Raw genomic sequence first — 24,849 nt, forward strand, 5'->3', positions numbered from 1 at the left:
GGCCTTGGGTTGATTCATGTCCACACTTTATCGCACGACGCTGGCAATGTGCTGCCTGGCCTCGTTCTTTCCACTTGCGGCCCACGCCGCCGACGCCGAACCCGCACAACCGGCAGCCGAGGCCGCTACCGCCGTGACCCGTGCCCCCCTGCTGGAGCGCAGTCGGGAAGATGCCTTGGCACTGGAGGCCAGCGTGCCGAAGGCCGAACAACAGACTCTGCAGGCAGGTGATGAACGTTTCCTGGCTTTATGGAAACCCGCCAACGATGCCGACCCGCAGGGTGCGGTGATCATCGTGCCCGGTGCCGGCGAGAGCGCCGACTGGCCCGACGTCGTCGGCCCGTTGCGGCGCAAATTCCCCGATATCGGCTGGCACAGTCTGAGTGTCAGCCTGCCGGACCTGTTGGCCGACCGCCCTCAGGCAAGGGTCGAGACCAAGCCAACCCCATCCAAGGAGCAGGGCCAGGGCGAAAGTGCGCCGGCCAAGGACACTCCGGACGACGCCAACGCCAACGTCGCCCAGGCGACCGCCGCCGATGCCGATACCGCCGAGGCCACCGATGCAGAGGAGGCCACCGAGCACAATGACCCAGTCGATGCCGAGCGCATCTTCGCCCGCCTCGACGCAGCAGTCGCCTACGCCCAGCAGCAGAACTCGCGCAGCATCGTGCTGATCGGCCATGGTAGCGGTGCCTACTGGGCCGCACGTTACCTGAGCGAGAAGCAGCCCCCGCAGGTGCAAAAGCTGGTGATGGTGGCCGCACAAACCCCGGCCAGGGTCGAGCAGGACCTCGAGGCCCTGGCGCCGACGCTCAAGGTACCGACCGCCGATTTCTATTTCGCGACGCGCAGCGCGGACAGCAACGCTGCCAGGTTGCGTTTGCAGGCCAGCAAGCGGCAGAAGGAGAGCCAGTACAAACAACTGTCGCTGATCGCCATGCCGGGAAATCCCAAGTCCGAGCAGGAACAACTGTTCCGCCGGGTCAGGGGGTGGATCATGCCGCAAGATTAGCCCTGTAGCAGCCTCTGCAGGCTGGCGCGCGAAGGGGGATCACAGCCCCCGACGCTTGCGGACCAGGGCATAGGCCTGGTGCAGCTCGCGCGTGCGCTCGGTCGCCTCGCGCACCTGCACCTCACTGGCCCCGCTACCGGCGAGTTTGTCCGGGTGATGTTTGCTCACCAAACGCCGATACGCCTGCTTGACCCGATCACCTTCGGTATCGGCCTCGACGCCCAGCAGCCGTAGCGCTGCGGCGTAGGTCATCACGCCACTGCTGGCCGCAGCCTGGCGCGGCTCGTACTCCAGCGACATCGCCTGCACCTGGCGCCGACTCAGTCCCAGCTTCTGCCCCCAGTCCAGCAACAGGTCGCGCTCATGCTGTCCGGCTTTGCCGTCGGCCCAGGCCATCCGCCAACAGGCGCGTAGAGTGCCCTCGGCAGCATGGGGCTGCAGGCGAATACGGCGCAAGTGGCTGGCCAGTCGATCCTTGCCTGCCTTGCCACGGTTGAATGCGGCAATCGCACGCAGGCGCGCCGCATCGGCCATGTGCAGGCGTTGCATCTCCTGGCGGGCCTGCTGGATATGCTGCTCGAGCACCCGCCCATCGCTCTTGGCCAGACGCCCAAGCAGCACGAAGAGCAACTCCTCGTCGCGCAGGGCCGGGCGCCCGCCCAGACGCTCGCGCATGTCGTCCCAGCCCTGCACGCGCAGGCGCCGATCCATGGCCTGGCCGAGCAATCCGCCCAATAGCGCCCCAGGGATGCTGGCGACCGCGAAACCGGCGCCCAATCCGATCACCGTGCCTGGCCACCACATTTCAGGCGCGCTCGCCGATCAGCCGCTCGACTTCCGCCAGACGCTCCTGGGTGCCGACATCGACCCAGCGGCCCTGGTAGTGCTCGCCGCTCACCTGGCCTGCGGCCATCGCCTGGCGCAGCAGTGGCGCCAGCTTGAAGGCGCCAGGCCGGCAACCCTCGAACAAGGCCGGGTGCAGCACCGAGAGTCCACTGAACGTCAGGGTGCCGGGGGCATCGTCACCATCGACTACCTGGGCACCTTGCAGACGGAAATCGCCGCGCCCGTGATGGCCGGGGTTGTCGACCAGCACCAGGTGCGCCAAGCCTTGCAAGGGAGCACGCAGGCGGCCAAGGTCGTAGTCGGTCCAGACATCGCCGTTGACCAGCAGGAACGGCGCCTCACCAAGCAACGGCAAGGCCTTGAAGATCCCACCGCCGGTTTCCAGCGGTTCGCCTTCCGGCGAGTAGTGGATACTCAGGCCGAAACGGCTGCCATCACCCAGATGGTCTTCGATCTGCTGACCAAGCCAGGCATGGTTGATCACCACCTCGGTGAAGCCTGCAGCGGCCAGCGCACGCAGGTGGTACTCGATCAAAGGCTGGCCGGCGACCGGCAATAGGGGTTTTGGCGTGTGCAGGGTCAGCGGACGCATCCGCTCACCTTTACCTGCTGCCAGGATCATCGCCTTCATGAATGCGCCTCGGCCTTCAGTTCGGCAATCAGCTCGCCCAGTTCGGACAATTGCCCACGGCGGCCGATCACCTCATCTATATAGGCGAAGAAGCGCGGCACGTCGGCCAGATAACGCGGCTTGCCATCACGGTGGCAGATGCGCGCAAAGATGCCGATCACCTTGAGGTGGCGCTGTACGCCCATCAGGTCGCTGGCGAGGTGGAATGCGTCGAAATCGGCCTGGACCGGAATGCCTGCGGCGCGGGCCTGCTCCCAATAGTCACGCAACCAACCCTCGACACGGGCCTGGGGCCAGCTGAGGAAGGCATCCTTGAACAGACAGGTGATGTCGTAAGTGACAGGGCCGTAAACGGCGTCCTGAAAATCCAGCACACCAGGGTTTGGGGCACTCTGCATCAAGTTGCGCGGCATGTAGTCACGGTGCACCAGCACCTTGGGCTGGGCCAGGGCACTGTCGATCAGCAACTGGCTGACTCGCTGCCAACGCGCTTGCTGGGCTGGCGTGAGCTCACGGCCCAACTCCCGCGCCACGTACCACTGAGGGAACAACTCGACCTCGCGGCGCAGCAACGCGTCGTCGTAACTTGGCAGCGGCGCAGTCATCGGCAGGCGCTGGAATTTCAGCAGCGCCGCGATGGCATCGCTGAACAGGCTGTCGGCGTTGTCGGCATCAATGATGTCCAGATAGGTCTGGTGCCCCAGATCACCGAGCAGCAGGAAGCCACGCTCAAGGTCCTGCGCATGGATGACCGGCACGTGCACACCAGCGCTGGCCAGCAAATGATCGATTTCGACGAAAGGTCGGCAGTTCTCTTGGGGAGGCGGCGCATCCATGATCACGAACGTGCGTTCCTCGCCCTGCCAGCGGAAGTAACGACGGAAGCTCGCGTCGCTGCTGGCGGCGGTCAGGGTACCTTCGGGCACGCTGCCCCAGGCATTGTCGCGGTACAGATTCTCGAGCTGTTCGGCGAGCCAGACAGTCAGTTGTTGCAGGCGTACATCGTGTTCAGGCATTACAAGGGTCTCCGACGGCCCTAGCCGTCAAGCGGGTCATGCTTTATTATCCAGCATCTTTTTCAGACCATCGAGAGGCGTGCGGCCCCCACACGCGGGCAGATGGCACGCAGGAAGCCCGGACTAATAAGATGGCATTGAAATCCCCCGCGTTTCGTAGAAAGTTTCCGTTGCTGGTCACCGGCGGTCTGCTGGCCCTTCAACCACTGGCCACCTCGTACGTAGTGGCTGCCGAGCAGTTCGACTGCCAAGTGTCCGCCTCCGGTGGTTGGGACTGCAAGCCCAAGACCCCGACCAGCAACCTGCCACCGCGCCCCGTGCACGATGGCGCCGCGCTGACCTCCGGTACCGAGGCGAGCGAAGCCGAGTCCGAAAAGCCGATGCTGGTCACCGAGGCCAAGGGCCGTGGCCTGAAGTCACGCAGCGAGGACTACAGCCACCTGGACTGGGTGCCACGTGACAAGCTCACGGCTGCGCAGCTGGCCGAGACCGGCCCGTACTGCGGTGGCGCCTATATCGAGCCGCAACGCCCAGGCATGGCTGACACCACGCCGAAGGACGAATCGCCGACCTACATCAACGCCAAGGTCTCCAAATACCAACAGGAGCAGCAGATCGCCACCCTCGCCGGTGACGTGATCATGCGCCAGGGCAGCATGCAGGCCGAGGCCGATGAGGCCAACCTGTACCAGGCCGAGAACCGTGGCGAGCTCAAGGGCAACGTCAAGATCCGCGACAACGGCTCGCTGGTCGTCGGCGATGAGGCACAGATTCAGCTGGACACCGGCGAAGCCCAGGTCGACAACGCCGAATACGTGATGCACAAGTCGCACATCCGCGGCAACGCCCTGTACGCCAAGCGTGGCGAAAACGCCATCATCCGTCTCAAGGACGGTACGTACACCACCTGCGAACCGGGCAGCAACGCCTGGCAGCTGAAGGGCAACAACATCACCCTGAACCCAGCCACCGGTTTCGGCACCGCGACCAACGTCACCCTGCGGGTCAAGGATTTCCCGGTGTTCTACACACCGTACATCTACTTCCCGATCGACGACCGTCGCCAGTCCGGTTTCCTGCCGCCTTCGTTCAGCACCAGCAGCGACACCGGCTTCATGCTGGTCACGCCGTACTACTTCAACCTGGCGCCGAACTACGACGCCACGCTGTACCCGCGCTACATGACCAAGCGTGGTCTGCTGATGGAAGGTGAGTTCCGCTACCTGACCAAGTCCAGCGAAGGCCAGTTCGGTGGCGCGTACCTGAACGACAAGAACGACGATCGCAAGCTGCAGACTGATTACAAGGATCAGCGCTGGATGATCAACTGGCAGCATAAAGGTGGCCTGGACGAGCGCCTGATGACCGAGGTTGATTACACCGATATCAGCGATCCGTTCTACTTCCAGGATCTGGAGTCCGATCAGATCGGCGTTGAGAGCCGTGATGCGATCAACCAGCAGGGTGCGTTGACATACCGTGGTGACGACTACACTGCGCGGTTCAACATGCATGCATATGAGATGACTACCATCTCGAAAATTACTCCGTACGACAAACTGCCGCAGATTACTCTCAACGGCATGCTGCCGTACCACCCGGGCGGTTTCGACTTCAGCTACAAGACTGAGGCAGTGCGGTTTGAGCGCGACTTGAAGAGTGGCACCGTATTCAATGAAGACGGCGAGTTGGATACCACCGCTAATGCAGATGGTCGTCGCCTGGACCAGAACGTTTCCGGTATCGCACGAGCAAATGGTACCCGTCTGAATGTAGCTCCGGCTATCAGCTTGCCTATGGAAGCCAGTTACGGATACCTCAAACCGACGTTGAAGTATGCCTATACGCATTACGATCTAGACCTCGACAGCCAGGGCAAGACACAAGCAGCGGCGCAGGCATCCCGTCCTGGCTACGGTAGCTACAACAGCTCTCTCGACCGCAGCGTACCGATCTTCAGTGTCGACAGCGGTCTGTATTTCGACCGCAAGACTCAGTGGTTCGGCGAAAATTACCGCCAGACTCTCGAGCCACGTCTGTTCTATCTCTACGTACCTTACGAGGATCAGAAGGACATCCCGGTCTTCGACACCAGCGAGACGTACTTCAACTACGGCTCGCTGTTCCGCGACAACCGCTTCTCCGGCTCCGATCGCATTGGCGACGAGAACAAGCTCTCGCTGGGCGTCACCAACCGCTGGATCGAAGAAAATGGCTTCGAGCGCCAGCGCATCAGCGTCGGCCAAGCACTGTACTTCAAGGATCGCAAGGTCCAGCTGCCAGGCATCGACTGGCGTACCCGCGACAGCTCGCAGTCCGATGTATCGCCATACGCGCTGGAGTACATGCTCGCCTTCAACCGCGACTGGCGCCTGAACGCGGACTACAACTGGGACCCGGACAGCCACAAGCCACGCTCGGGTAGCGCGATGTTCCACTACCAGCCGCAAGAGAACCCGAACAAGATCGTCAACGTCGGTTATCGCTATCGCAACGACACCGTTCGGTACGACCCGCTGACCGGCCGTTGGGGCGAGGGTGGCGACTATGGGACTCCGGGCGATCCGAACTACATCAAGGACTACTACAAGATCCAGCAGCACGACTTCTCGGTCATCTGGCCGATCGTGCCTCAATGGAGCGTCATCGCCCGCTGGCAGCACGACTACAACCGCAACCGTACCCTGGAAGCCATGGGCGGTTTCGAGTATGACAACTGCTGCTGGAAGCTGCGCCTGATCAACCGTTACTGGCTCGACTACGACGACTTCAGCCAAGCCGCGCCTCAGAACGAAAAAGGCGACCACGGCGTGTTCCTGCAAATCGTCCTCAAGGGCCTCGGCGGTGTCGTAGGCAATAAGGTCGAGTCTTTCCTCGACGAAGGCATTCAAGGTTATCGTACACGTGAAGACCAAGCTTATTGATCGACTGCGCCCACTGCTGTTGGGCGCTGCATTGCTGAGCGGCGCGGTGCATGCCGCGGTGCAACCTCTGGACCGCGTGGTGGCCATCGTCGATAACGATGTGGTCATGCAAAGCCAGCTGGACCAGCGCGTACGTGAAGTACAGCAGACCATCGCCAAGCGCGGCGGCGGCGTACCGCCTGCCGGCGCCCTGGAGCAGCAGGTCCTCGAGCGCTTGATCATCGAGAACTTGCAACTGCAGATCGGCGAGCGTTCCGGCATCCGCATCACCGACGAAGAACTGAACCAGGCCATCGGCACCATCGCGCAGCGAAACGGCATGTCCCTGGATCAGTTCCGCGCCGCCCTGGCCCACGACGGCCTGTCGTTCGACGACGCCCGCGACCAGGTCAAGCGCGAGATGATCATCAGCCGCGTGCGCCAGCGCCGCGTCGCCGAGCGCATCCAGGTATCCGAGCAGGAAGTGAAGAACTTCCTCAACTCGGACCTGGGCAAGATGCAGATGTCGGAAGAGTACCGCCTGGCCAACATCCTCATTCCGACCCCGGAATCGGCCAACTCGGAGGCTATCCAGGCCGCCGCGCGCCAGGTCGGCGATGTTTACCAGCAACTCAAGCAAGGCGCCGACTTCGGCCAGTTGGCGATTGCCCGCTCGGCCAGCGAGAACGCCCTGGAAGGCGGCGAGATGGGCTGGCGCAAAGCCGGTCAACTGCCACCTGACTTCGCCAAGATGCTCAGCAGCATGGCTGTCGGCGACATCACCCAGCCGATCCGCATCCCCAATGGCTTCATCATTCTCAAGCTCGAGGAGAAACGCGGCGGCAGCGAGAACGTCCTGCGCGACGAAGTCCACGTGCGCCACATCCTGATCAAGCCAAGCGAAATCCGCAGCGACGCGGCTACCAAGCAACTGGCCGAACGCCTGTACGAGCGCATCCAGAATGGCGAAGATTTCGCCGAACTGGCCAAGAGCTTCTCGGAAGACCCGGGCTCCGCTCTGAACGGCGGCGACCTCAATTGGGTCGACCCGAACAGCCTGGTACCGGAGTTCCGCGAACAGATGGCCAATGCCGCCCAGGGTCAAGTGACCCGTCCGTTCCGTACCCAGTACGGCTGGCATATCCTCGAAGTGCTGGGCCGTCGCGCCACCGACAGCACCGAACAGGCGCGCGAGCAACAGGCACTGAACGTCCTGCGTAACCGTAAGTACGATGAAGAGCTGCAGACCTGGCTGCGCCAGATCCGCGACGAAGCCTACGTCGAAATCAAGCTGCCTGGCGCTGACAAGGCCGCCCAGTGAAGCCCCTGCGCTTCGCCGTCACGCCCGGCGAGCCGGCCGGCATAGGTCCCGACCTTTGCCTGCTGCTCGCCGCCGAGCACCAGCCGTACCCCCTGATCGCCATCACCAGCCGTGACCTGCTCGCCGAGCGGGCCACCCAGCTGGGGTTGGCTGTCGACCTGATGCCGGTCATGCCGGGCCACTGGCCCGAGCAACCGGCACCCGCCGGCAGCCTGTATGTATGGGATACACCGCTGGCGGCACCCGTGGTCTCCGGACAGCTGGACAAGGCCAACGCCGCCTTCGTCCTTGAAACCCTGACCCGTGCGGCCACCGGCTGCCTGGATGGCGATTTCGCCGGGATGATCACCGCGCCCGTACACAAAGGGGTGATCAACGAAAGCGGGATTGGCTTTTCCGGGCATACGGAGTTTCTTGCCGACCTGACCCACACGCCGCAAGTGGTGATGATGCTCGCTACGCACGGTCTGCGTGTCGCCCTGGTGACCACGCACCTGCCACTGCGTGAGATCGCCGACGCCATCACCGCCGAGCGCGTTGAGCGCGTCACCCGCATCCTGCATGCCGACCTGCAGGGCAAGTTCGGCATTGCCAATCCGAGAATACTGGTGTGCGGGCTCAACCCGCATGCCGGAGAAAGCGGCCATCTGGGCCGCGAAGAAATCGACATCATTGAACCGACATTGGCCCGCTTGCGCACCGACGGCATGGACCTGCGCGGCCCGCTGCCGGCCGATACCCTGTTTACCCCCAAATATCTGGAGCACTGCGACGCAGTGCTGGCGATGTACCACGACCAAGGCCTGCCCGTACTCAAGTACAAAGGCTTCGGCGCGGCGGTCAACGTGACCCTGGGCCTGCCGATCATCCGCACGTCGGTCGATCATGGCACCGCCCTGGACCTGGCCGGCAGCGGCAAGGTCGACACCGGCAGCCTGCGGGTCGCCCTGCAAACCGCCTACCAGATGGCCGAGAACCGACCATGAACGAGCACTACCAACACCGGGCGCGCAAGCGCTTCGGCCAGAATTTCCTGCACGACGCAGGGATCATCGACCGCATCTTGCGGGCGATCAACGCCAAGGCCGGCGAGCACCTGCTGGAAATCGGCCCTGGCCAGGGCGCCTTGACCGAAGGCCTGCTGGGCAGCGGCGCGCAACTGGATGTCGTGGAGCTGGACAAGGACCTGGTTCCGATCCTGCAGCACAAGTTCGCCGAAGCCGGCAACTTCCGCCTGCACCAGGGCGACGCCCTGAAGTTCGACTTCAACCAGCTCGGCGTGCCACCGCGCAGCCTGAAAGTCGTCGGCAACCTGCCCTACAACATCTCCACCCCGCTGATCTTCCACCTGCTCAGCCACGCCGACCTGATCCGCGACATGCACTTCATGTTGCAGAAGGAAGTGGTCGAGCGCATGGCCGCCGGCCCGGGCGGCGGCGATTGGGGCCGCCTGTCGATCATGGTGCAATACCACTGCCGGGTCGAACATCTGTTCAACGTCGGCCCAGGGGCCTTCAATCCGCCACCGAAGGTCGATTCGGCCATCGTCCGCCTGGTGCCGCACGAAGTGCTGCCTCATCCCGCCAAGGACCCGGCACTGCTCGAACGCGTGGTTCGCGAGGCCTTCAACCAGCGGCGCAAAACCCTGCGCAACACCCTCAAAGGTCTGCTCGACAGCCAAGCCATCGAAGCAGCTGGCGTGGACGGCAGCCTGCGCCCCGAACAGCTCGACCTGGCCGCATTCGTACGCCTGGCCGATCAGTTGGCCAACCAGCAAGGCTGATCAGCCGCGCCGACCGCTTCGCGGCACATGCCCGCGAAGCGGTCGGCACACACAGCAGCATTCCCTCCCGCTGGCCCTCCCCCCTCCCAATGGCCTAGACTGCAAGCACTGCAGTATTTTGCGTCCGCTCGCTCAAGGCCCTTGCATGTCCGACCCCCGCTATCAAATCGACGTCAGCGTCGTGACCCGCTATCTAAAAGAACAATCCGACCCGGAAAACGGTCGTTTCGCTTTCGCCTATACCATTACCGTGCAAAACAACGGCTCGACCAGGGCCAAGCTCATGTCCCGTCACTGGCTGATCACCAACGGTGATGGCGAAGTCGAGGAAGTGCGCGGCGATGGTGTCGTCGGCCAACAGCCGACCCTGGATCCGGGCAAGAGTCATACCTACAGCAGTGGCGCGGTGATCACCACCCGCGTAGGCACCATGCAGGGCAGTTACCAGATGCTCAGCGAAGACGGCAAACGCTTCGATGCCCAGATCGCGCCCTTCCGCCTCGCGGTGCCCGGGGCTCTGCACTGATGGCTACTTACGCCGTCGGCGACCTGCAAGGTTGCCTGCAACCACTCAAATGCCTGCTCGAGCGGGTCCGCTTCGATCCTGCCGTCGATCGCCTGTGGCTGGTCGGCGACCTGGTCAACCGCGGTCCAGAATCACTGGAAACCCTGCGCTACCTCTATTCGATACGCCAATCGCTGGTGTGCGTGCTAGGCAACCATGATCTGCACCTGCTGGCAGCTTGGAACAATGTCGAGCGGCTGAAAAAGAACGACACCCTGCGCGAGATCCTCGAAGCCCCCGATGCCGATCAACTGCTCGACTGGCTGCGCCAGCAGAAGCTGCTGCATTACGACGAGCCGCGCGGCATCGCCATGGTGCACGCCGGCATTCCGCCCCAGTGGACCCTGGGCAAGGCGCTCGAACTGGCGGCGGAGGTCGAGCAGGTGCTGCGCGACGACACCCGCCTGCAGCTGTTCCTGGAGGGCATGTACGGCAATGAGCCGAGCAAGTGGAGCAACAAGCTTACCGGCATCGAGCGCCTGCGCGTCATCACTAACTGCCTGACCCGTATGCGCTTTTGCACCGAGGCAGGCAAACTTGACCTCAAGAGCAAGGAAGGCCTGGGCACCGCTCCGAAAGGCTACAAGCCGTGGTTCGCCCACAAAGGCCGCCGTTCGCGCCACGTCAAGATCATCTTCGGTCACTGGGCGGCGCTGCAGGGCAAGGTCGACGCCCCTGACCTGATCGCCCTGGATACCGGTTGCGTCTGGGGCGGCGCCATGACCTTGTACAACGTCGACAGCGGCGAATATCACCGCTGCGAGTGCGCCGACGACGGGCACCCACGGCAGGCCGCACCATCGACTAACATCAACGATCAAACCTGAAGGAAAGTCCCCCCATGAGCGAATTCAAGCGCATCCCTCCCGAGCAGGCCCTGGCCCTTCGGGCGCAAGGTGCCGTCGTCGTCGACATTCGCGACCCACAGGCTTTCGCCGCCGGACACATCACCGGCGCCAAGCACCTGGACAACCACTCGGTCGCCGACTTCATCCGCAACGCCGACCTCGACGCGCCCACTCTGGTGGTCTGCTACCACGGAAACTCCAGCCAGAGCGCAGCCGCCTATCTCGCGGGCCAAGGCTTCTCGGAGGTCTACAGCGTCGATGGGGGCTTCGAACTGTGGCGTAGCACCTACCCGGCAGAAACGGCCCAAGGCGATACCGAATAATTTTTTCATTTTTACTGCAGCCCGCGTCCCACGCGGGTTAGCGCCGCACCTGACGAACGGTCGTGCGCAACTTCTGCATCCCTCGCCCTTGACCTTGCGGATTACCAACTATCCTTAAGCCCAGGCCATCCAAAAAAGGGGAGAGCCGGTACACCGGCGTGCGGGTCATCGGTAGCGTTTCAGGGTGTTCTGGGGGGTATACAGCAGTCGGCGAAACCGGCTGCGTGCCAGCATCAGCTGACTGATCCGGCGTCGTCTCCACGTATCGAGCGAGGTGACGTCATGAGCATTTTTAGCCACTTCCAACAACGTTTCGAATCAACCCGCCAGGAAGAGTTTTCGCTGCAGGAGTACCTCGAGCTGTGCAAGGAGGATCGTAGCGCCTATGCATCGGCGGCGGAGAGGCTGTTGCTGGCCATCGGTGAGCCGGAGCTGATCGACACCTCTACCAACTCCAGACTGTCGCGGATCTTCTCCAACAAGGTGATCCGCCGCTATCCGGCCTTCGCCGACTTCCATGGCATGGAAGAGTGCATCGACCAGATCGTTTCGTACTTCCGCCACGCCGCCCAAGGCTTGGAAGAGAAGAAACAGATCCTCTACCTGCTCGGCCCGGTCGGCGGCGGCAAGTCCTCGCTGGCCGAGAAACTCAAGCAACTGATGGAAAAGGTACCGTTCTACGCCATCAAGGACTCACCGGTGTTCGAGTCGCCGCTGGGGTTGTTCAACGCTACCGAAGACGGGGCCATTCTCGAGGAAGAGTACGGCATCCCGCGGCGCTACCTGAACACCATCATGTCGCCCTGGGCCACCAAGCGCCTGCAGGAGTTCGGCGGCGATATCAGCAAGTTCAAAGTGGTCAAGCTGTACCCCTCGATCCTCAATCAGGTGGCCATCGCCAAGACCGAACCGGGCGATGAGAACAACCAGGACATCTCTGCCCTGGTGGGCAAGGTGGATATCCGCAAGCTGGAAGAGTTCCCGCAGAACGACGCCGACGCCTACAGCTATTCGGGGGCACTGTGCCGGGCCAACCAGGGCCTGATGGAATTCGTCGAGATGTTCAAAGCGCCGATCAAGGTCCTGCACCCGCTGCTTACCGCTACCCAGGAAGGCAACTACAACAGCACCGAGGGTCTGGGCGCGATCCCCTATTCCGGGATTCTGCTGGCTCACTCCAACGAATCGGAATGGCATACCTTCCGTAACAACAAGAACAACGAGGCGTTCATCGACCGGATCTACATCGTCAAAGTACCGTATTGCCTGCGCGTCAGCGATGAAATCAAGATCTACGACAAACTGCTGATCAACAGCTCACTGGCCAAAGCCCATTGCGCGCCCGACACCCTGAAGATGCTGGCCCAGTTCACCGTGCTGTCGCGCCTGAAGGAGCCGGAAAACTCCAACATCTATTCGAAGATGCGCGTCTATGACGGCGAGAACCTCAAGGATACCGACCCCAAGGCCAAGTCGATCCAGGAATACCGCGACGCCGCGGGCGTCGACGAGGGCATGAATGGCCTGTCGACCCGCTTCGCCTTCAAGATTCTCTCCAAGGTCTTCAACTTCGACCCGCATGAGGTTGCCGCCAACCCGGTCCACCTGCTCTACGTGCTGGAACAACAGATCGAGCAGGAGCAATTCCCGGCCGAAGTGCGTGAGCGCTACCTGCGTTACCTGAAGGAGTACCTGGCACCGCGCTACATCGAGTTCATCGGCAAGGAAATCCAGACTGCCTACCTGGAGTCCTACAGCGAATACGGGCAGAACATCTTCGACCGCTACGTGCTGTACGCCGACTTCTGGATCCAGGACCAGGAATACCGCGACCCGGAAACGGGCGAAATCCTCAACCGTATCGCCCTCAACGAGGAGCTCGAAAAAATCGAGAAACCGGCCGGGATCAGCAATCCGAAGGACTTCCGCAACGAGATCGTCAATTTCGTTCTGCGTGCCCGCGCCAACAACAACGGCAAGAACCCGAGCTGGCTCAGCTACGAGAAGCTGCGGGTGGTGATCGAGAAGAAAATGTTCTCCAACACCGAAGACCTGCTGCCGGTCATCAGCTTCAACGCCAAGGCCAGCAAGGAGGACCAACAGAAACACAACGACTTCGTCACGCGGATGGTGGAGCGTGGCTATACCGACAAGCAGGTGCGCTTGCTGTCGGAATGGTACCTGCGGGTCAGGAAATCGCAATAAAGCGGCAAGCTTTTAGCCGCAAGCGGCAAGCTGCTCGGCGTCAGCGCTCCGGCCTGCGCCGCAGCTTGCAGCCCAGGTGGCTGCTCTCTCTTGCAGCTTGAAGCTTGTGGCTTGCAGCTGTTCCCAGCTACCGGAGGGGTCATGAGCTACGTTATCGACCGACGCCTGAACGGCAAGAACAAGAGCACGGTCAACCGCCAGCGCTTCTTGCGGCGTTACCGTGAACACATCAAGAAAGCTGTCGAGGAAGCCGTGAGCCGCCGCTCCATCATGGACATGGAGCATGGCGAGCAGATCAGCATTCCTGGACGGGACATCGACGAACCGGTGCTGCACCACGGTCGCGGCGGCAAACAGACCATCGTGCACCCTGGCAACAAGGAATTCACCGCCGGTGAACACATCGCCAGGCCGCAGGGCGGTGGGGGCGGCGGCGGGCGTGGCAAGGCCGGCAACTCTGGCGAAGGTATGGACGACTTCGTCTTCCAGATCACCCAGGAGGAGTTTCTCGAATTCATGTTCGAGGACCTCGAACTGCCCAATCTGGTCAAGCGTCACCTGACCGGCGCCGATACCTTCAAGACCGTCCGCGCGGGCATCGCCAATGAGGGCAACCCGTCGCGCATCAACATCGTCCGCACCCTGCGTTCGGCCCATGCCCGGCGCATCGCCCTGACCGGCAGCAGCCGAGCATTGCTGCGCGAGGCGCAGAAGGAATTGGCGCGGCTGAAGGTCGAAGAGCCTGCCAATTTCACCGATATCCAGGAAGTCGAACAGGAGATAGAACGCCTCAAGGCGCGCATCAACCGCCTACCGTTCCTCGATACCTTCGACCTCAAGTACAACCTGCTGGTCAAGCAGCCCAACCCCAGCTCGAAGGCGGTGATGTTCTGCCTGATGGACGTGTCCGGCTCCATGACCCAAGCCACAAAGGACATCGCCAAACGCTTCTTCATCCTTCTGTACCTGTTCCTCAAGCGTAATTACGATCGCATCGAAGTGGTGTTCATCCGCCATCACACCAGCGCTCGGGAAGTGGACGAGGAAGAATTCTTCTACTCCCGGGAAACCGGTGGCACCATCGTTTCCAGCGCGCTCAAGCTGATGCAGGAGATCATGGCCGAGCGTTACCCGGCCAGCGACTGGAACATCTACGCTGCCCAGGCCTCCGACGGCGACAACTGGAACGACGACTCGCCGATCTGCCGCGAGATTCTCTCCAAGCAGATCATGCCGCATGTGCAGTACTACACTTACGTTGAGATCACCCCACGCGAGCACCAAGCCCTCTGGTATGAGTACGAGCGTATCGGCGAGGCTTTCCCCGACACATTCGCCCAACAGCAGTTGGTATCGGCCGGCGATATCTACCCGGTCTTCCGTGAACTCTTCCAGCGCAGGTTAGCCACATGACCGCCAGAGCACAGAGACGCCAACCCATTTCCACCGGGTCCGAGTGGACGTTCGAGCTGATCCAGACCTACGATCGGGAAATCAGCCGGCTGGCCGAGCGTTACGCCCTGGACACCTACCCCAACCAGATCGAGGTGATCACCGCCGAGCAAATGATGGACGCCTACGCGTCGGTCGGCATGCCGCTCGGCTACCACCATTGGTCCTACGGCAAACAGTTCCTCAGCACCGAAAAGTCGTACAGCCGGGGCCAGATGGGCCTGGCCTATGAAATCGTGATCAACTCCGATCCGTGCATCGCCTACCTGATGGAAGAGAACACCATGTGCATGCAGGCACTGGTGATTGCCCACGCCTGCTACGGCCACAACAGTTTCTTCAAGGGCAACTACCTGTTCCGCACCTGGACCGATGCTACTTCGATCATCGATTACCTGGTGTTCGCCAAGCAGTACATCGCCCAATGCGAGGAGCGTCACGGCATTGACGCTGTGGAGGACCTGATCGACTCCTGCCATGCCCTGATGAACTACGGCGTCGATCGCTATAAGCGCCCCTATCCGATATCCGCGGAGGAGGAGCGACGGCGGCAGAAAGACCGGGAAGAGCACCTGCAGCGGCAGATCAACGACCTGTGGCGGACCATCCCGAAAAGTGCCGAGAAAGGCGGCGAGCGGGACGATGCGCGCTTCCCCGCCGAGCCCCAGGAAAACATCCTCTACTTCATCGAGAAGAACGCCCCGCTGCTGGAACCCTGGCAACGTGAAGTGGTGCGGATCGTGCGCAAGATCGCGCAGTACTTCTACCCACAACGTCAGACCCAGGTGATGAACGAAGGCTGGGCCACCTTCTGGCACTACACGTTGATGAACGATCTGTACGATGAAGGCCTGATTACCGAAGGCTTCATGATGGAGTTTCTGCAGTCGCACACCAGCGTGGTGTTCCAGCCTGGCTTCGACAGCCCTTATTACAGCGGCATCAACCCGTATGCGCTGGGCTTTGCCATGTATACCGACATCCGCCGCATGTGCGAGCACCCTACCGAAGAGGATCGCCGCTGGTTCCCCGACATTGCCGGCAGTGATTGGCTTTCTACCATCAAGTTCGCCATGAGCAGCTTCAAGGACGAGAGCTTCATCCTGCAGTATCTGTCGCCCAAGGTCATTCGCGACCTCAAACTGTTCAGCATCCTGGACGACGACCAGCGCGAAGACCTCCTGGTGCCGGCCATCCATGACGAGGACGGCTACCGTACCATCCGCGAACAGTTGGCCGCCCAATACAACCTGGGCAATCGTGAGCCCAACGTGCAGATCTGGAGCATCGATCGACGCGGCGACCGCTCGCTGACCTTGCGTCACCAACAGCACAACCGTAAACCTTTAGGCGACTCTACCGAGGAGGTCCTCAAGCATCTGCACCGCCTGTGGGGCTTCGACATTCATCTGGAGACCGTCCAGGGGGACCAGATCATCAAGACTCACCATATGCCCCCACGTGGCGAGCACGGTGAAAGCGGCGACTATGGCCGCATGGACCTGGCCGTCATCCATCATCTCTAGCATCGGCTCAACGCCATTACTGCCGACAGGGTATCCTGTCGGCAGTAATGGAGGCTGCACATGCATATCTACAAAGTTGGCGGCGCAGTGCGCGACCGTCTGCTGGGGCGCCCGGTCAGCGATATAGATTGGCTGGTGGTCGGCGCTACCGTCGAGGAAATGCACGCCAAGGGCTATCGCCCGGTAGGCGCTGACTTTCCGGTTTTCCTGCATCCGCAGACAGGCGAGGAATACGCCCTGGCCCGGACCGAGCGCAAGAGTGGCCGGGGTTATGGCGGGTTCACCTTCCATGCCAGCCCGGATGTGACCCTGGAACAGGACCTGATTCGCCGCGACCTGACGATCAATGCCATGGCCGAGGACGAACAGGGCGTGATTCACGACCCCTACCATGGCCAAGAAGACCTTAGTCAGCGCCTTTTACGTCATGTTTCCCCCGCGTTCGCCGAAGATCCCTTGCGGGTGCTGCGTGTCGCCCGCTTCGCTGCCCGCTATGCGCCCCTGGGTTTTCAGGTCGCGGACGAAACGCTGGAACTGATGCGCCAGATCAGCGCCTCGGGTGAGCTGCAGGCGCTGACCGCCGAGCGCAGTTGGAAGGAAATCGAGCGTGCCTTGATGGAAGACCAGCCCCAGGTGTTCATCCAGGTACTGAGTGCCTGCGGCGCCCTGCCAGAGTTGATGCCGGAGCTGGAGCGCGACATCGACACTCTGCCTGCACTGCAGCAGGCGGCTCTGCACAAGCAACCGATACATGTACGCTGGGCCTGCTTGCTGCGCGGGCTGGAGCCAGCGGCCATCAAGGCGCTCAACCAACGTTTCAAGGCGCCAAGGGAATGCCAGGAAATGGCCGTACTGGTGGCGGAATTCGCCGACCGGGCCGACGACGCCCTGACGTTGGCCCCTGCAGACCTGTTGCAGATGCTGCAGAAATTCGATGTGTACCGACGGCCGCAACGCTTCGAGGACTTTCTGGCGGCATGCGAGATGGCGGCGCGGCGGATCGATGACTCCATTTATCCACAGGCAGCGTATCTACGCAAAGCTGCAGCGGTAGCCCGAGCGGTAGACGTCAAACCGCTGCTAGAGGCCGGACTGACCGGCCAAGCGCTGGGCGAGGCGCTCAAGGCGCAGCGGCTGGAAGCACTCGAGACCTACAAACTCGATTGAGGCTACCGTCCTCTTCGCGGGCAAGCCCGCGAAGAGGACGGCACAGACTCAATCAGGCGTCAGCTGCAGCCCATTCCATTCGAAGGCAACGGGTGCCAGCACCTGGTCGATCCGTGCTTCCTGCCACAACTGCGCCATGCTCTTGCCCACGCCTGGATGCACCAGCTCGGGCGCCAGTAGCGATAACGGCCACAGCACGAAGGCATTCTTCAGAATTTCGGCTCGAGGCAGTACCAGTCCGTCGAACGTGCCATGCAGGTCGTCATACATAAGTACGTCGATGTCCAGCGGCAACCCCTTGCGGTCCGGCGCATAACGGCCATTGTCGGCCTCGATGAACTTCAGCCGGCGATCCAGCTCGATCAAAGGCAGTTCGGTAGTACCGGTCACCACGAAGTTGATGAACGGCCCGCTCTTGATCCCCACCGCCTGGCTCTCGAACGCGGGAGAGCAACGCATGTCGCCCAGAATCGTCGCCAGCGCATCGAGCCCTGCAGACAAGTGCGCATGGCGATCGATATTGCTGCCAAGGCCCAGGTAAACCGTGCTCAGAGACATCCGCGCTCGATCTCCACGCCAACACCACCACGGGCCGCAGGCACGGCGCCTGGCTTGGTCAGCTTCAGCCGCACCCAGGGAATCTGGAATTCAGCCATCAGTACCGCGACCAGGCGCTCGGCGAAGGTTTCCACCAACTCGAAGCGGGCCTGCTCGGCGAATGCCTGGATCCGCGCCGAAACGCTGGCATAGTCCAATGCCAGGTTCAAGTCGTCACCGGCCGCCGCCGGGCGGTTATCCCAGGCGAAGCTCAGGTCCAGGCGCAGGCACTGGCGAATATCCCGCTCCCAGTCATAGGCACCGATGACGGTATCGACTTCCAGGCCTTCGATGAACACTCTGTCCAAGCACTTCTCTCCACAGCACGACAAGGGCGACGGGCGCCGTTAGAATCAGGGCGTCCTCGCCCGGAATAGTTAGCATGTTTTGGTTATTGGCGCTGCTCGCCTACCTGCTCGGCTCGCTGTCCTTCGCCATCGTCCTCAGCCGCCTTTCGGGCAGCCCGGACCCGCGTTCCAGCGGTTCGGGCAATGCCGGCGCCACCAACATGCTACGTCTGGCAGGCCGCAAATTGGCGATCCTGACCCTGCTTGGCGACCTGTGCAAGGGGCTGATGCCCGTTCTGCTCGCTCGCGCTGCCGGCCTCGACCTCCAGGAACAGGCTTGGATCGGCGTCTGCGCGGTGCTCGGTCACCTGTTCCCGCTGTATTTCCGCTTCAAGGGCGGCAAGGGCGTCGCCACCGCCGCCGGCATGCTCATGGGCCTGTACTTCCCGGCCGCCCTGTTGGCCATCGGCGCCTGGCTGCTGACCTTCTATCTGACCCGCACCAGCTCCCTCGCCGCATTGGTCGCAACGCCGTTGACCCTGCCACTGCTGGCATGGCGTCAACCTGAAGCCCTGTTACCGATCGCCGTGCTCACCGTGATGATCGTCTGGCGCCATCGCAACAACCTGCGCGATCTGTTCGCCGGGCGCGAAAGGCATTTCTGACGCGCCCGTGGCCCCTCATACCGGCGGCAGTTGCTCCATCGGCCAACGCGCCTGCACGCTGATCGCGAGATCCTGGCGCTGCCCGGCCAACAGCCGCTGGCAACCGGCATACGCGATCATCGCGCCGTTATCGGTACAGAACTGCGGGCGGGCGTAATACACGTTGCCCTTGATACTGCCCAGCATGTCTTCCAGCGACGCGCGCAGGGCTTTGTTGGCGCTGACGCCACCCGCGATCACCAGGCGCTTGAGGCCGGTCTGCTTGAGGGCACGCTTGCACTTGATGGTCAGAGTCTCCACCACCGCCTGCTGGAACGCCAGGGACAGGTCGCAACGGGTTTGCTCGCTGTCGTCGCCAGCATTTCGGCACTGTTGCCAGGTGTTCAACGCAAAGGTCTTGAGGCCGCTGAAGCTGAATTCCAGGCCCGGGCGATCGGTCATCGGACGCGGGAACACGAATCGTCCCGGGACCCCGTGCTCGGCCAGGCGAGCGATTTCCGGCCCGCCAGGATAATTCAGGCCGATCAGCTTGGCGGTCTTGTCGAAGGCTTCGCCTGCAGCGTCGTCCAGGCTCTCGCCGAGCAGCTCGTACTGGCCGATGCCGTCGACGCGCACCAGCTGGGTATGACCGCCCGACACCAACAAAGCGACGAACGGAAACTCGGGTGGATTTTCCTCCAGCATCGGTGCCAGCAGGTGACCTTCCATGTGGTGCACACCGATGGCCGGGATATCCCAGGCAAAGGCTAGCGCCTGGGCGCACGAGGCGCCCACCAACAACGCCCCGACCAGCCCGGGGCCGGCCGTATAGGCGATGGCGTCGATCTCGGTGGCGACGCAGCCGGCCTCGTCCAGCACCTGGCGGATCAACGGCAGCATGCGCTTGACGTGATCGCGCGAGGCGAGTTCGGGCACTACCCCGCCGAACACGCGGTGCAGGTCGATCTGGCTGAACAGCGCGTCGGCCAACAGACCGCGCTCAGTGTCGTATAATGCGACGCCGGTTTCGTCGCAGGATGTTTCCAATCCCAGTACTAGCATGGGCTCGTCCCTTGTGGGGGCTGAATTCGAAGCCGCGCATGATAGTCCCCGTGCCGGGTGCCGACCAGCGGTTTTCGATCAGAGGCTTTGCATTCCGGCGTGCTAAGGGTTAACATCCGCAACCCTTGAAAACCGACGTTCTCCAGCACACCTTTTGTTTTGCCAGGAGCACGTCTACCCCGGTAATGAATTAAGGTAGCCCTGGATGCCAGCCGTCAAAGTTAAAGAGAACGAACCCTTCGACGTAGCTCTGCGTCGTTTCAAGCGCTCCTGCGAAAAAGCCGGTGTACTGGCTGAAGTTCGTAGCCGCGAGTTTTACGAGAAGCCGACCGCCGAGCGTAAGCGCAAAGCAGCTGCAGCTGTTAAGCGTCACGCCAAGAAAGTTCAGCGCGAACAGCGCCGCGCCGTTCGTCTGTACTAATACAGACGTTCTACGCAAAGCTTCTGCCCAGCCCGGCTCAGCGCCGGGCCGATGGCAGCGGTTGCTTCAAAACGCTTCAAACCTTGAGCAGCTAGCCCAAGGCGCTTCTTGCCAGTGCTTCTGCACCAGCAAAGGAGCAAACGCCTGAAACGTCAGAGCTGGTCCCAGACCAGTCGTGCACGTCCTGTCTGACGAGCCCTTGCGGCTGGCGACGAGCACACACCCCCTCGCACTTCCCAGTTGCAGCACTCGCCCCTACCTTCGCGTTAGCGTTTAGACTTGCCAGTTGCCAGATGACGAGACTGCCATGGCCGGGCTGATTCCCCAAAGCTTCATCGATGACCTGATCAACCGCCTCGACATCGTCGACGTGGTGAGTTCGCGCGTCCAGCTGAAAAAGACCGGCAAGAACTACTCCGCCTGCTGTCCGTTCCACAAGGAGAAGACCCCCTCCTTCACGGTCAGCCCCGACAAGCAGTTCTACTACTGCTTCGGCTGCGGCGCTGGCGGCAATGCCCTCGGCTTCGTCATGGACCACGACAACCTGGACTTCCCCCAGGCGGTCGAGGAACTGGCACGCGCCGCCGGCATGGAAGTGCCTCGCGAAGAGGGGCGGCGCAATCAGAAGCCGCGCCAGCCGACCGATTCGCCGCTGTATCCGTTGCTCGAAGCAGCCGCGGAGTTCTACCGCCAGGCATTGCGCAGCCACCCGACCCGTAAATCCGCGGTCGACTACCTCAAAGGCCGCGGCCTGTCCGGAGAAATCGCCCGCGACTTCAGCCTCGGCTTCGCCCCACCGGGCTGGGACAACCTGCTCAAGCACCTGGGTGCCGACAGCTTGCAACAAAAGGTGATGATCGATGCCGGCCTGCTGATCGAGAACGCCGAGAGCGGCAAACGCTACGACCGCTTCCGCGACCGCGTCATGTTCCCCATCCGCGACAGCCGCGGGCGCGTCATCGCCTTTGGCGGTCGGGTCCTGGGCGACGACAAGCCCAAGTACCTGAACAGCCCCGAAACCCCGGTGTTCCACAAGGGCCAGGAACTGTACGGGCTGTATGAAGCACGCAAGAATAACCGCAACCTCGACGAGATCATCGTGGTCGAGGGCTATATGGATGTCATCGCCCTCGCCCAGCAGGGCCTGCGCAATGCAGTGGCCACGCTCGGCACGGCCACCAGCGAGGAGCATCTCAAACGCCTGTTCCGCGTGGTACCCAACGTATTGTTCTGTTTCGACGGCGACCAGGCCGGACGCAAAGCCGCCTGGCGCGCCCTGGAGTCGACCCTGTCGACCCTGCAGGATGGCCGCCGCGCGCGCTTTCTGTTCCTGCCCGAAGGCGAGGACCCGGACAGCCTGGTGCGCGCCGAAGGTACCGACGCTTTCAGAGCCCGCATCAACCAGCATGCCCAGCCGCTGGCCGACTACTTCTTCGAGCAATTGAGCGCCGAAGCAGACCCGCGCTCACTGGAAGGCAAGGCGCACATGGCGACCTTGGCAGCACCGTTGATCGAAAAGATTCCCGGCGCCAACCTGCGTCAGCTGATGCGCAATCGCCTGAAGGAAATCACCGGCCTCGATCCCCAGCAGGTCGAACAACTGGCGCAGCAGGTCCCGGCCACCAGCAGCGTGCCGGACTACGACCCCGGGTATGACTACGATGCCATGGCCAGCTACACCCCCGACTACGGCGACATGCCGCAGCCGGACTACGCGCCGATGCAGCAGGAGCAACAGTGGAAACCCAAACAGGGTAGCGGTAAGAAGCCCTGGAGCGACAAGCCCTGGGACAAGGGCCGCAAGGGCGGCAAGCCTTGGCAGCAACGTGACGAAGCCCCGCCACGGGTGCCGGCCCCCGTGGAGCCGCCGACCCTGGCCGCGCTGCGCACCCTGCTGCACCACCCGCTGCTGGCCGGCAAGGTCGAGGATGCCAGTCATTTCGCCGACGAAGAACACCTGTACAGCCAGTTGCTGGTGGCGCTGATCGAGGCCGCACAGAAAAATCCTGGTCTAAGCTCTATGCAGTTGATCGCACGTTGGCACGGCACCGAGCAAGGCCGCCTGTTGCGGGCCTTGGCGGAAAAGGAATGGCTGATCGTCGCGGACAACCTTGAACAACAGTTTTTCGACACCATAACTAGCTTGTCCGCCCGCCAACGCGAGCGCAGCCTGGAACAACTGCTCAGGAAATCACGTCAAAGCGAATTGACCAGCGAGGAAAAATCCCAGCTCCTCGCCCTGCTGAGCCGGAATGTTCCCGCACAAACGCCGACCTCATCTGGCGCGTGAGGCCCATGCTCGGGTATAATCCTCGGCTTGTTTTTTGCCCGCCAAGACCTTCAGTGGATAGGGTGTTATGTCCGGAAAAGCGCAACAGCAGTCTCGTATCAAAGAGTTGATCACCCGCGGTCGTGAGCAGGGCTACCTGACTTACGCGGAGGTCAACGACCACCTGCCTGAGGATATTTCAGATCCGGAACAGGTGGAAGACATCATCCGCATGATCAACGACATGGGGATCAACGTATTCGAGAGTGCTCCGGATGCGGATGCCCTTCTGTTGGCGGAAGCCGACACCGACGAAGCCGCGGCCGAAGAAGCCGCTGCTGCGTTGGCGGCAGTTGAGACCGATATCGGCCGCACGACCGACCCGGTGCGCATGTACATGCGTGAAATGGGTACCGTCGAACTGCTGACCCGCGAAGGCGAGATCGAAATCGCCAAGCGTATCGAGGAAGGCATCCGTGAAGTCATGGGCGCAATCGCCCATTTCCCCGGAACTGTCGACTATATCCTCGGCGAATACGACCGCGTCACCACCGAGGGTGGCCGCCTGTCGGATGTTCTCAGCGGCTACATCGACCCTGACGACAACATCGCCGCCCCAACCGACGAAGTGCCTGTCCCAGGCGCCAAGGCCCCTGCGGCCAAGGAAGAGTCGGACGACGATGAAGAAGAGAGCGACGGCAGTGACGACGAAGAAGAGACCGAAAGCGGTCCTGACCCGGTCGTCGCAGCCCAGCGCTTCGGCGCCGTCGCCGATCAGCTTCAGGCTACTACCAAAGTCCTGAAGAAGAGCGGTCGTGACGCCAAGGAAAGCATCGAGGCCCTGCAGGCCCTGGCTGATCTGTTCATGCCGATCAAGCTGGTGCCCAAGCAGTTCGAGGTGCTGGTCGAGCGTGTCCGCGATGCCCTGAGCCGTCTGCGCCAGCAAGAGCGTGCGATCATGCAGCTGTGCGTACGTGACGCCCGCATGCCCCGTGCCGACTTCTTGCGTCTGTTCCCGAGCAACGAGACCGATCAGACCTGGAGCAGCGATCTGGCCAAGCGCAACACCAAGTGGGCTGCCGCCCTGGGTGAAAAGGACGCTGCCATCGTCGCCTGCCAGCAGAAGCTGATCGACCTCGAGACCGAGACCGGCCTGACCGTCGCCGAGATCAAGGAAATCAACCGTCGCATGTCCATCGGCGAAGCCAAGGCTCGCCGCGCCAAGAAAGAAATGGTCGAGGCGAACCTGCGTCTGGTGATCTCCATCGCCAAGAAATACACCAACCGTGGCCTGCAATTCCTCGATCTGATCCAGGAAGGCAACATCGGTCTGATGAAGGCGGTGGACAAGTTCGAATACCGTCGTGGTTACAAGTTCTCGACCTATGCCACCTGGTGGATCCGCCAGGCGATCACCCGTTCGATCGCCGACCAGGCTCGCACCATCCGGATTCCGGTGCACATGATCGAGACGATCAACAAGCTCAACCGTATTTCCCGGCAGATGTTGCAGGAAATGGGCCGTGAACCGACCCCGGAAGAGCTGGGTGAACGCATGGAAATGCCTGAGGACAAGATCCGCAAGGTACTGAAGATCGCCAAAGAGCCGATCTCCATGGAAACCCCGATCGGTGACGACGAAGATTCGCATCTGGGTGACTTCATCGAGGACTCGACCATGCAGTCTCCGATCGACGTGGCCACGGTCGAAAGCCTCAAGGAAGCCACCCGTGACGTGCTTTCGGGCCTGACCGCACGTGAAGCCAAAGTGCTGCGCATGCGTTTCGGCATCGACATGAACACCGACCACACCCTCGAAGAGGTGGGCAAGCAGTTCGACGTGACCCGTGAGCGGATCCGTCAGATCGAGGCGAAGGCGTTGCGCAAACTGCGCCACCCGACGCGCAGCGAGCACCTGCGATCTTTCCTCGACGAGTGATGACGAACCCCGGCCCAGGCCGGGGTTTTTCT

At 62.0% G+C, this 24,849-nt stretch carries 22 protein-coding genes; 16 read left to right on the top strand and 6 right to left on the bottom strand.

Annotated features, from left to right (window positions below; genetic code table 11):
- Positions 1 to 16 precede the first annotated feature (16 nt).
- Positions 17 to 1,012: an alpha/beta hydrolase family protein gene (locus KY379_RS04760; RefSeq protein ID WP_261239334.1), complete on the top strand. Its 996-nt coding sequence runs from the start codon at positions 17 to 19 to the stop codon at positions 1,010 to 1,012.
- Between the two features lie 39 nt (positions 1,013 to 1,051).
- Here KY379_RS04760 and KY379_RS04765 read toward each other — a convergent pair whose 3' ends face one another.
- The 3 genes from KY379_RS04765 to KY379_RS04775 are packed head-to-tail and all read right to left on the bottom strand — an operon-like array spanning position 1,052 to position 3,505.
- Positions 1,052 to 1,816, bottom strand: coding sequence for a TerB family tellurite resistance protein (locus KY379_RS04765; protein WP_196172030.1), 765 nt, complete (start codon positions 1,814 to 1,816; stop codon positions 1,052 to 1,054).
- 1 nt (position 1,817) lies between these two features.
- Positions 1,818 to 2,489: an N-acetylmuramate alpha-1-phosphate uridylyltransferase MurU gene (murU, locus tag KY379_RS04770; protein WP_261239335.1), complete on the bottom strand. Its 672-nt coding sequence runs from the start codon at positions 2,487 to 2,489 to the stop codon at positions 1,818 to 1,820.
- Positions 2,486 to 3,505 carry an aminoglycoside phosphotransferase family protein gene (locus tag KY379_RS04775; RefSeq protein WP_261239336.1) on the bottom strand — a complete coding sequence of 340 codons (1,020 nt, stop codon included), beginning with the start codon at positions 3,503 to 3,505 and terminating at the stop codon, positions 2,486 to 2,488. The genes murU and KY379_RS04775 overlap by 4 nt, the downstream gene beginning before the upstream one ends.
- A gap of 131 nt (positions 3,506 to 3,636) precedes the next feature.
- Here KY379_RS04775 and KY379_RS04780 point away from each other — a divergent pair, with 131 nt between their 5' ends.
- The 11 genes from KY379_RS04780 to KY379_RS04830 all read left to right on the top strand — a co-directional run bounded on the left by KY379_RS04780 (position 3,637) and on the right by KY379_RS04830 (position 17,598).
- On the top strand, positions 3,637 to 6,429 hold the full coding sequence (locus KY379_RS04780) for an LPS-assembly protein LptD (protein ID WP_261239337.1): 2,793 nt from the start codon (positions 3,637 to 3,639) through the stop codon (positions 6,427 to 6,429).
- Entirely contained in the window at positions 6,410 to 7,729 is a 1,320-nt protein-coding gene (surA, locus tag KY379_RS04785; RefSeq protein ID WP_261239338.1) for a peptidylprolyl isomerase SurA, read from the top strand. Before KY379_RS04780 ends, surA begins: the two co-directional genes overlap by 20 nt.
- Positions 7,726 to 8,715 (top strand): 4-hydroxythreonine-4-phosphate dehydrogenase PdxA, encoded by a 990-nt coding sequence (pdxA, locus tag KY379_RS04790; RefSeq protein WP_261239340.1) that lies wholly within the window; start codon positions 7,726 to 7,728, stop codon positions 8,713 to 8,715. The genes surA and pdxA overlap by 4 nt, the downstream gene beginning before the upstream one ends.
- Positions 8,712 to 9,512, top strand: a complete 801-nt coding sequence (gene rsmA, locus KY379_RS04795) for a 16S rRNA (adenine(1518)-N(6)/adenine(1519)-N(6))-dimethyltransferase RsmA (protein ID WP_133327296.1) — start codon at positions 8,712 to 8,714, stop codon at positions 9,510 to 9,512. Before pdxA ends, rsmA begins: the two co-directional genes overlap by 4 nt.
- 145 nt (positions 9,513 to 9,657) lie before the next feature.
- A complete protein-coding gene (gene apaG, locus KY379_RS04800) occupies positions 9,658 to 10,038 on the top strand; it encodes a Co2+/Mg2+ efflux protein ApaG (RefSeq protein ID WP_133327298.1) in 381 nt (126 codons plus the stop codon).
- Complete coding sequence (locus KY379_RS04805; RefSeq protein WP_196172034.1) at positions 10,038 to 10,904, top strand: symmetrical bis(5'-nucleosyl)-tetraphosphatase; 867 nt, start codon at positions 10,038 to 10,040, stop codon at positions 10,902 to 10,904. The genes apaG and KY379_RS04805 overlap by 1 nt, the downstream gene beginning before the upstream one ends.
- Positions 10,905 to 10,918: 14 nt before the next feature.
- Complete coding sequence (gene glpE, locus KY379_RS04810; protein ID WP_261239341.1) at positions 10,919 to 11,248, top strand: thiosulfate sulfurtransferase GlpE; 330 nt, start codon at positions 10,919 to 10,921, stop codon at positions 11,246 to 11,248.
- Between the two features lie 282 nt (positions 11,249 to 11,530).
- Complete coding sequence (locus tag KY379_RS04815) at positions 11,531 to 13,453, top strand: PrkA family serine protein kinase (RefSeq protein ID WP_133327304.1); 1,923 nt, start codon at positions 11,531 to 11,533, stop codon at positions 13,451 to 13,453.
- A gap of 141 nt (positions 13,454 to 13,594) precedes the next feature.
- Positions 13,595 to 14,866, top strand: a complete 1,272-nt coding sequence (locus tag KY379_RS04820; RefSeq protein WP_133327306.1) for a YeaH/YhbH family protein — start codon at positions 13,595 to 13,597, stop codon at positions 14,864 to 14,866.
- Positions 14,863 to 16,431 carry a SpoVR family protein gene (locus tag KY379_RS04825; protein WP_133327308.1) on the top strand — a complete coding sequence of 523 codons (1,569 nt, stop codon included), beginning with the start codon at positions 14,863 to 14,865 and terminating at the stop codon, positions 16,429 to 16,431. The genes KY379_RS04820 and KY379_RS04825 overlap by 4 nt, the downstream gene beginning before the upstream one ends.
- A gap of 60 nt (positions 16,432 to 16,491) precedes the next feature.
- Positions 16,492 to 17,598, top strand: coding sequence for a multifunctional CCA tRNA nucleotidyl transferase/2'3'-cyclic phosphodiesterase/2'nucleotidase/phosphatase (locus KY379_RS04830; RefSeq protein ID WP_261239342.1), 1,107 nt, complete (start codon positions 16,492 to 16,494; stop codon positions 17,596 to 17,598).
- A 48-nt stretch (positions 17,599 to 17,646) separates the two neighbouring features.
- Here the strand turns inward: KY379_RS04830 and folK are convergent, their stop codons facing one another.
- Together folK and folB are read right to left on the bottom strand one after the other, a co-directional pair.
- Complete coding sequence (gene folK / locus KY379_RS04835) at positions 17,647 to 18,156, bottom strand: 2-amino-4-hydroxy-6-hydroxymethyldihydropteridine diphosphokinase (protein WP_196172036.1); 510 nt, start codon at positions 18,154 to 18,156, stop codon at positions 17,647 to 17,649.
- Complete coding sequence (gene folB / locus KY379_RS04840) at positions 18,147 to 18,503, bottom strand: dihydroneopterin aldolase (protein ID WP_133327314.1); 357 nt, start codon at positions 18,501 to 18,503, stop codon at positions 18,147 to 18,149. The genes folK and folB overlap by 10 nt, the downstream gene beginning before the upstream one ends.
- Before the next feature lie 74 nt (positions 18,504 to 18,577).
- Here folB and plsY point away from each other — a divergent pair, with 74 nt between their 5' ends.
- Positions 18,578 to 19,147, top strand: a complete 570-nt coding sequence (plsY, locus tag KY379_RS04845; RefSeq protein WP_133327316.1) for a glycerol-3-phosphate 1-O-acyltransferase PlsY — start codon at positions 18,578 to 18,580, stop codon at positions 19,145 to 19,147.
- 15 nt (positions 19,148 to 19,162) lie between these two features.
- Here plsY and tsaD read toward each other — a convergent pair whose 3' ends face one another.
- A complete protein-coding gene (gene tsaD, locus KY379_RS04850) occupies positions 19,163 to 20,188 on the bottom strand; it encodes a tRNA (adenosine(37)-N6)-threonylcarbamoyltransferase complex transferase subunit TsaD (RefSeq protein WP_261239344.1) in 1,026 nt (341 codons plus the stop codon).
- A 205-nt stretch (positions 20,189 to 20,393) separates the two neighbouring features.
- Between tsaD and rpsU the strand changes: the two genes are divergently transcribed.
- From rpsU to rpoD, 3 genes are all read left to right on the top strand, one after another.
- Positions 20,394 to 20,609, top strand: a complete 216-nt coding sequence (rpsU, locus tag KY379_RS04855; RefSeq protein WP_003255575.1) for a 30S ribosomal protein S21 — start codon at positions 20,394 to 20,396, stop codon at positions 20,607 to 20,609.
- 307 nt (positions 20,610 to 20,916) lie between these two features.
- Positions 20,917 to 22,899 (top strand): DNA primase, encoded by a 1,983-nt coding sequence (gene dnaG, locus KY379_RS04860; protein ID WP_133327320.1) that lies wholly within the window; start codon positions 20,917 to 20,919, stop codon positions 22,897 to 22,899.
- 67 nt (positions 22,900 to 22,966) lie between these two features.
- Positions 22,967 to 24,817 carry an RNA polymerase sigma factor RpoD gene (gene rpoD / locus KY379_RS04865; protein WP_133327322.1) on the top strand — a complete coding sequence of 617 codons (1,851 nt, stop codon included), beginning with the start codon at positions 22,967 to 22,969 and terminating at the stop codon, positions 24,815 to 24,817.
- Positions 24,818 to 24,849: the final 32 nt, after the last annotated feature.

It is taken from the genome of Pseudomonas sp. HD6422 (assembly GCF_025377065.1).
GTDB classification, from domain to species: domain Bacteria; phylum Pseudomonadota; class Gammaproteobacteria; order Pseudomonadales; family Pseudomonadaceae; genus Aquipseudomonas; species Aquipseudomonas putida_U.

What these genes read in the sequence shown, in the direction of transcription:
- apaG (WP_133327298.1), top strand. Translation starts at nt 9,658, where the DNA reads ATGTCCGACCCCCGCTATCAAATCGACGTCAGCGTCGTGACCCGCTAT.
- KY379_RS04830 (WP_261239342.1), top strand. Translation starts at nt 16,492, where the DNA reads ATGCATATCTACAAAGTTGGCGGCGCAGTGCGCGACCGTCTGCTGGGG.
- KY379_RS04765 (WP_196172030.1), bottom strand. Translation starts at nt 1,816, where the DNA reads ATGTGGTGGCCAGGCACGGTGATCGGATTGGGCGCCGGTTTCGCGGTC.
- folK (WP_196172036.1), bottom strand. Translation starts at nt 18,156, where the DNA reads ATGTCTCTGAGCACGGTTTACCTGGGCCTTGGCAGCAATATCGATCGC.
- dnaG (WP_133327320.1), top strand. Translation starts at nt 20,917, where the DNA reads ATGGCCGGGCTGATTCCCCAAAGCTTCATCGATGACCTGATCAACCGC.
- KY379_RS04825 (WP_133327308.1), top strand. Translation starts at nt 14,863, where the DNA reads ATGACCGCCAGAGCACAGAGACGCCAACCCATTTCCACCGGGTCCGAG.
- KY379_RS04815 (WP_133327304.1), top strand. Translation starts at nt 11,531, where the DNA reads ATGAGCATTTTTAGCCACTTCCAACAACGTTTCGAATCAACCCGCCAG.
- KY379_RS04775 (WP_261239336.1), bottom strand. Translation starts at nt 3,505, where the DNA reads ATGCCTGAACACGATGTACGCCTGCAACAACTGACTGTCTGGCTCGCC.
- KY379_RS04760 (WP_261239334.1), top strand. Translation starts at nt 17, where the DNA reads ATGTCCACACTTTATCGCACGACGCTGGCAATGTGCTGCCTGGCCTCG.
- rpoD (WP_133327322.1), top strand. Translation starts at nt 22,967, where the DNA reads ATGTCCGGAAAAGCGCAACAGCAGTCTCGTATCAAAGAGTTGATCACC.
- plsY (WP_133327316.1), top strand. Translation starts at nt 18,578, where the DNA reads ATGTTTTGGTTATTGGCGCTGCTCGCCTACCTGCTCGGCTCGCTGTCC.
- KY379_RS04820 (WP_133327306.1), top strand. Translation starts at nt 13,595, where the DNA reads ATGAGCTACGTTATCGACCGACGCCTGAACGGCAAGAACAAGAGCACG.
- tsaD (WP_261239344.1), bottom strand. Translation starts at nt 20,188, where the DNA reads ATGCTAGTACTGGGATTGGAAACATCCTGCGACGAAACCGGCGTCGCA.
- KY379_RS04780 (WP_261239337.1), top strand. Translation starts at nt 3,637, where the DNA reads ATGGCATTGAAATCCCCCGCGTTTCGTAGAAAGTTTCCGTTGCTGGTC.
- murU (WP_261239335.1), bottom strand. Translation starts at nt 2,489, where the DNA reads ATGAAGGCGATGATCCTGGCAGCAGGTAAAGGTGAGCGGATGCGTCCG.
- KY379_RS04805 (WP_196172034.1), top strand. Translation starts at nt 10,038, where the DNA reads ATGGCTACTTACGCCGTCGGCGACCTGCAAGGTTGCCTGCAACCACTC.
- glpE (WP_261239341.1), top strand. Translation starts at nt 10,919, where the DNA reads ATGAGCGAATTCAAGCGCATCCCTCCCGAGCAGGCCCTGGCCCTTCGG.
- rsmA (WP_133327296.1), top strand. Translation starts at nt 8,712, where the DNA reads ATGAACGAGCACTACCAACACCGGGCGCGCAAGCGCTTCGGCCAGAAT.
- rpsU (WP_003255575.1), top strand. Translation starts at nt 20,394, where the DNA reads ATGCCAGCCGTCAAAGTTAAAGAGAACGAACCCTTCGACGTAGCTCTG.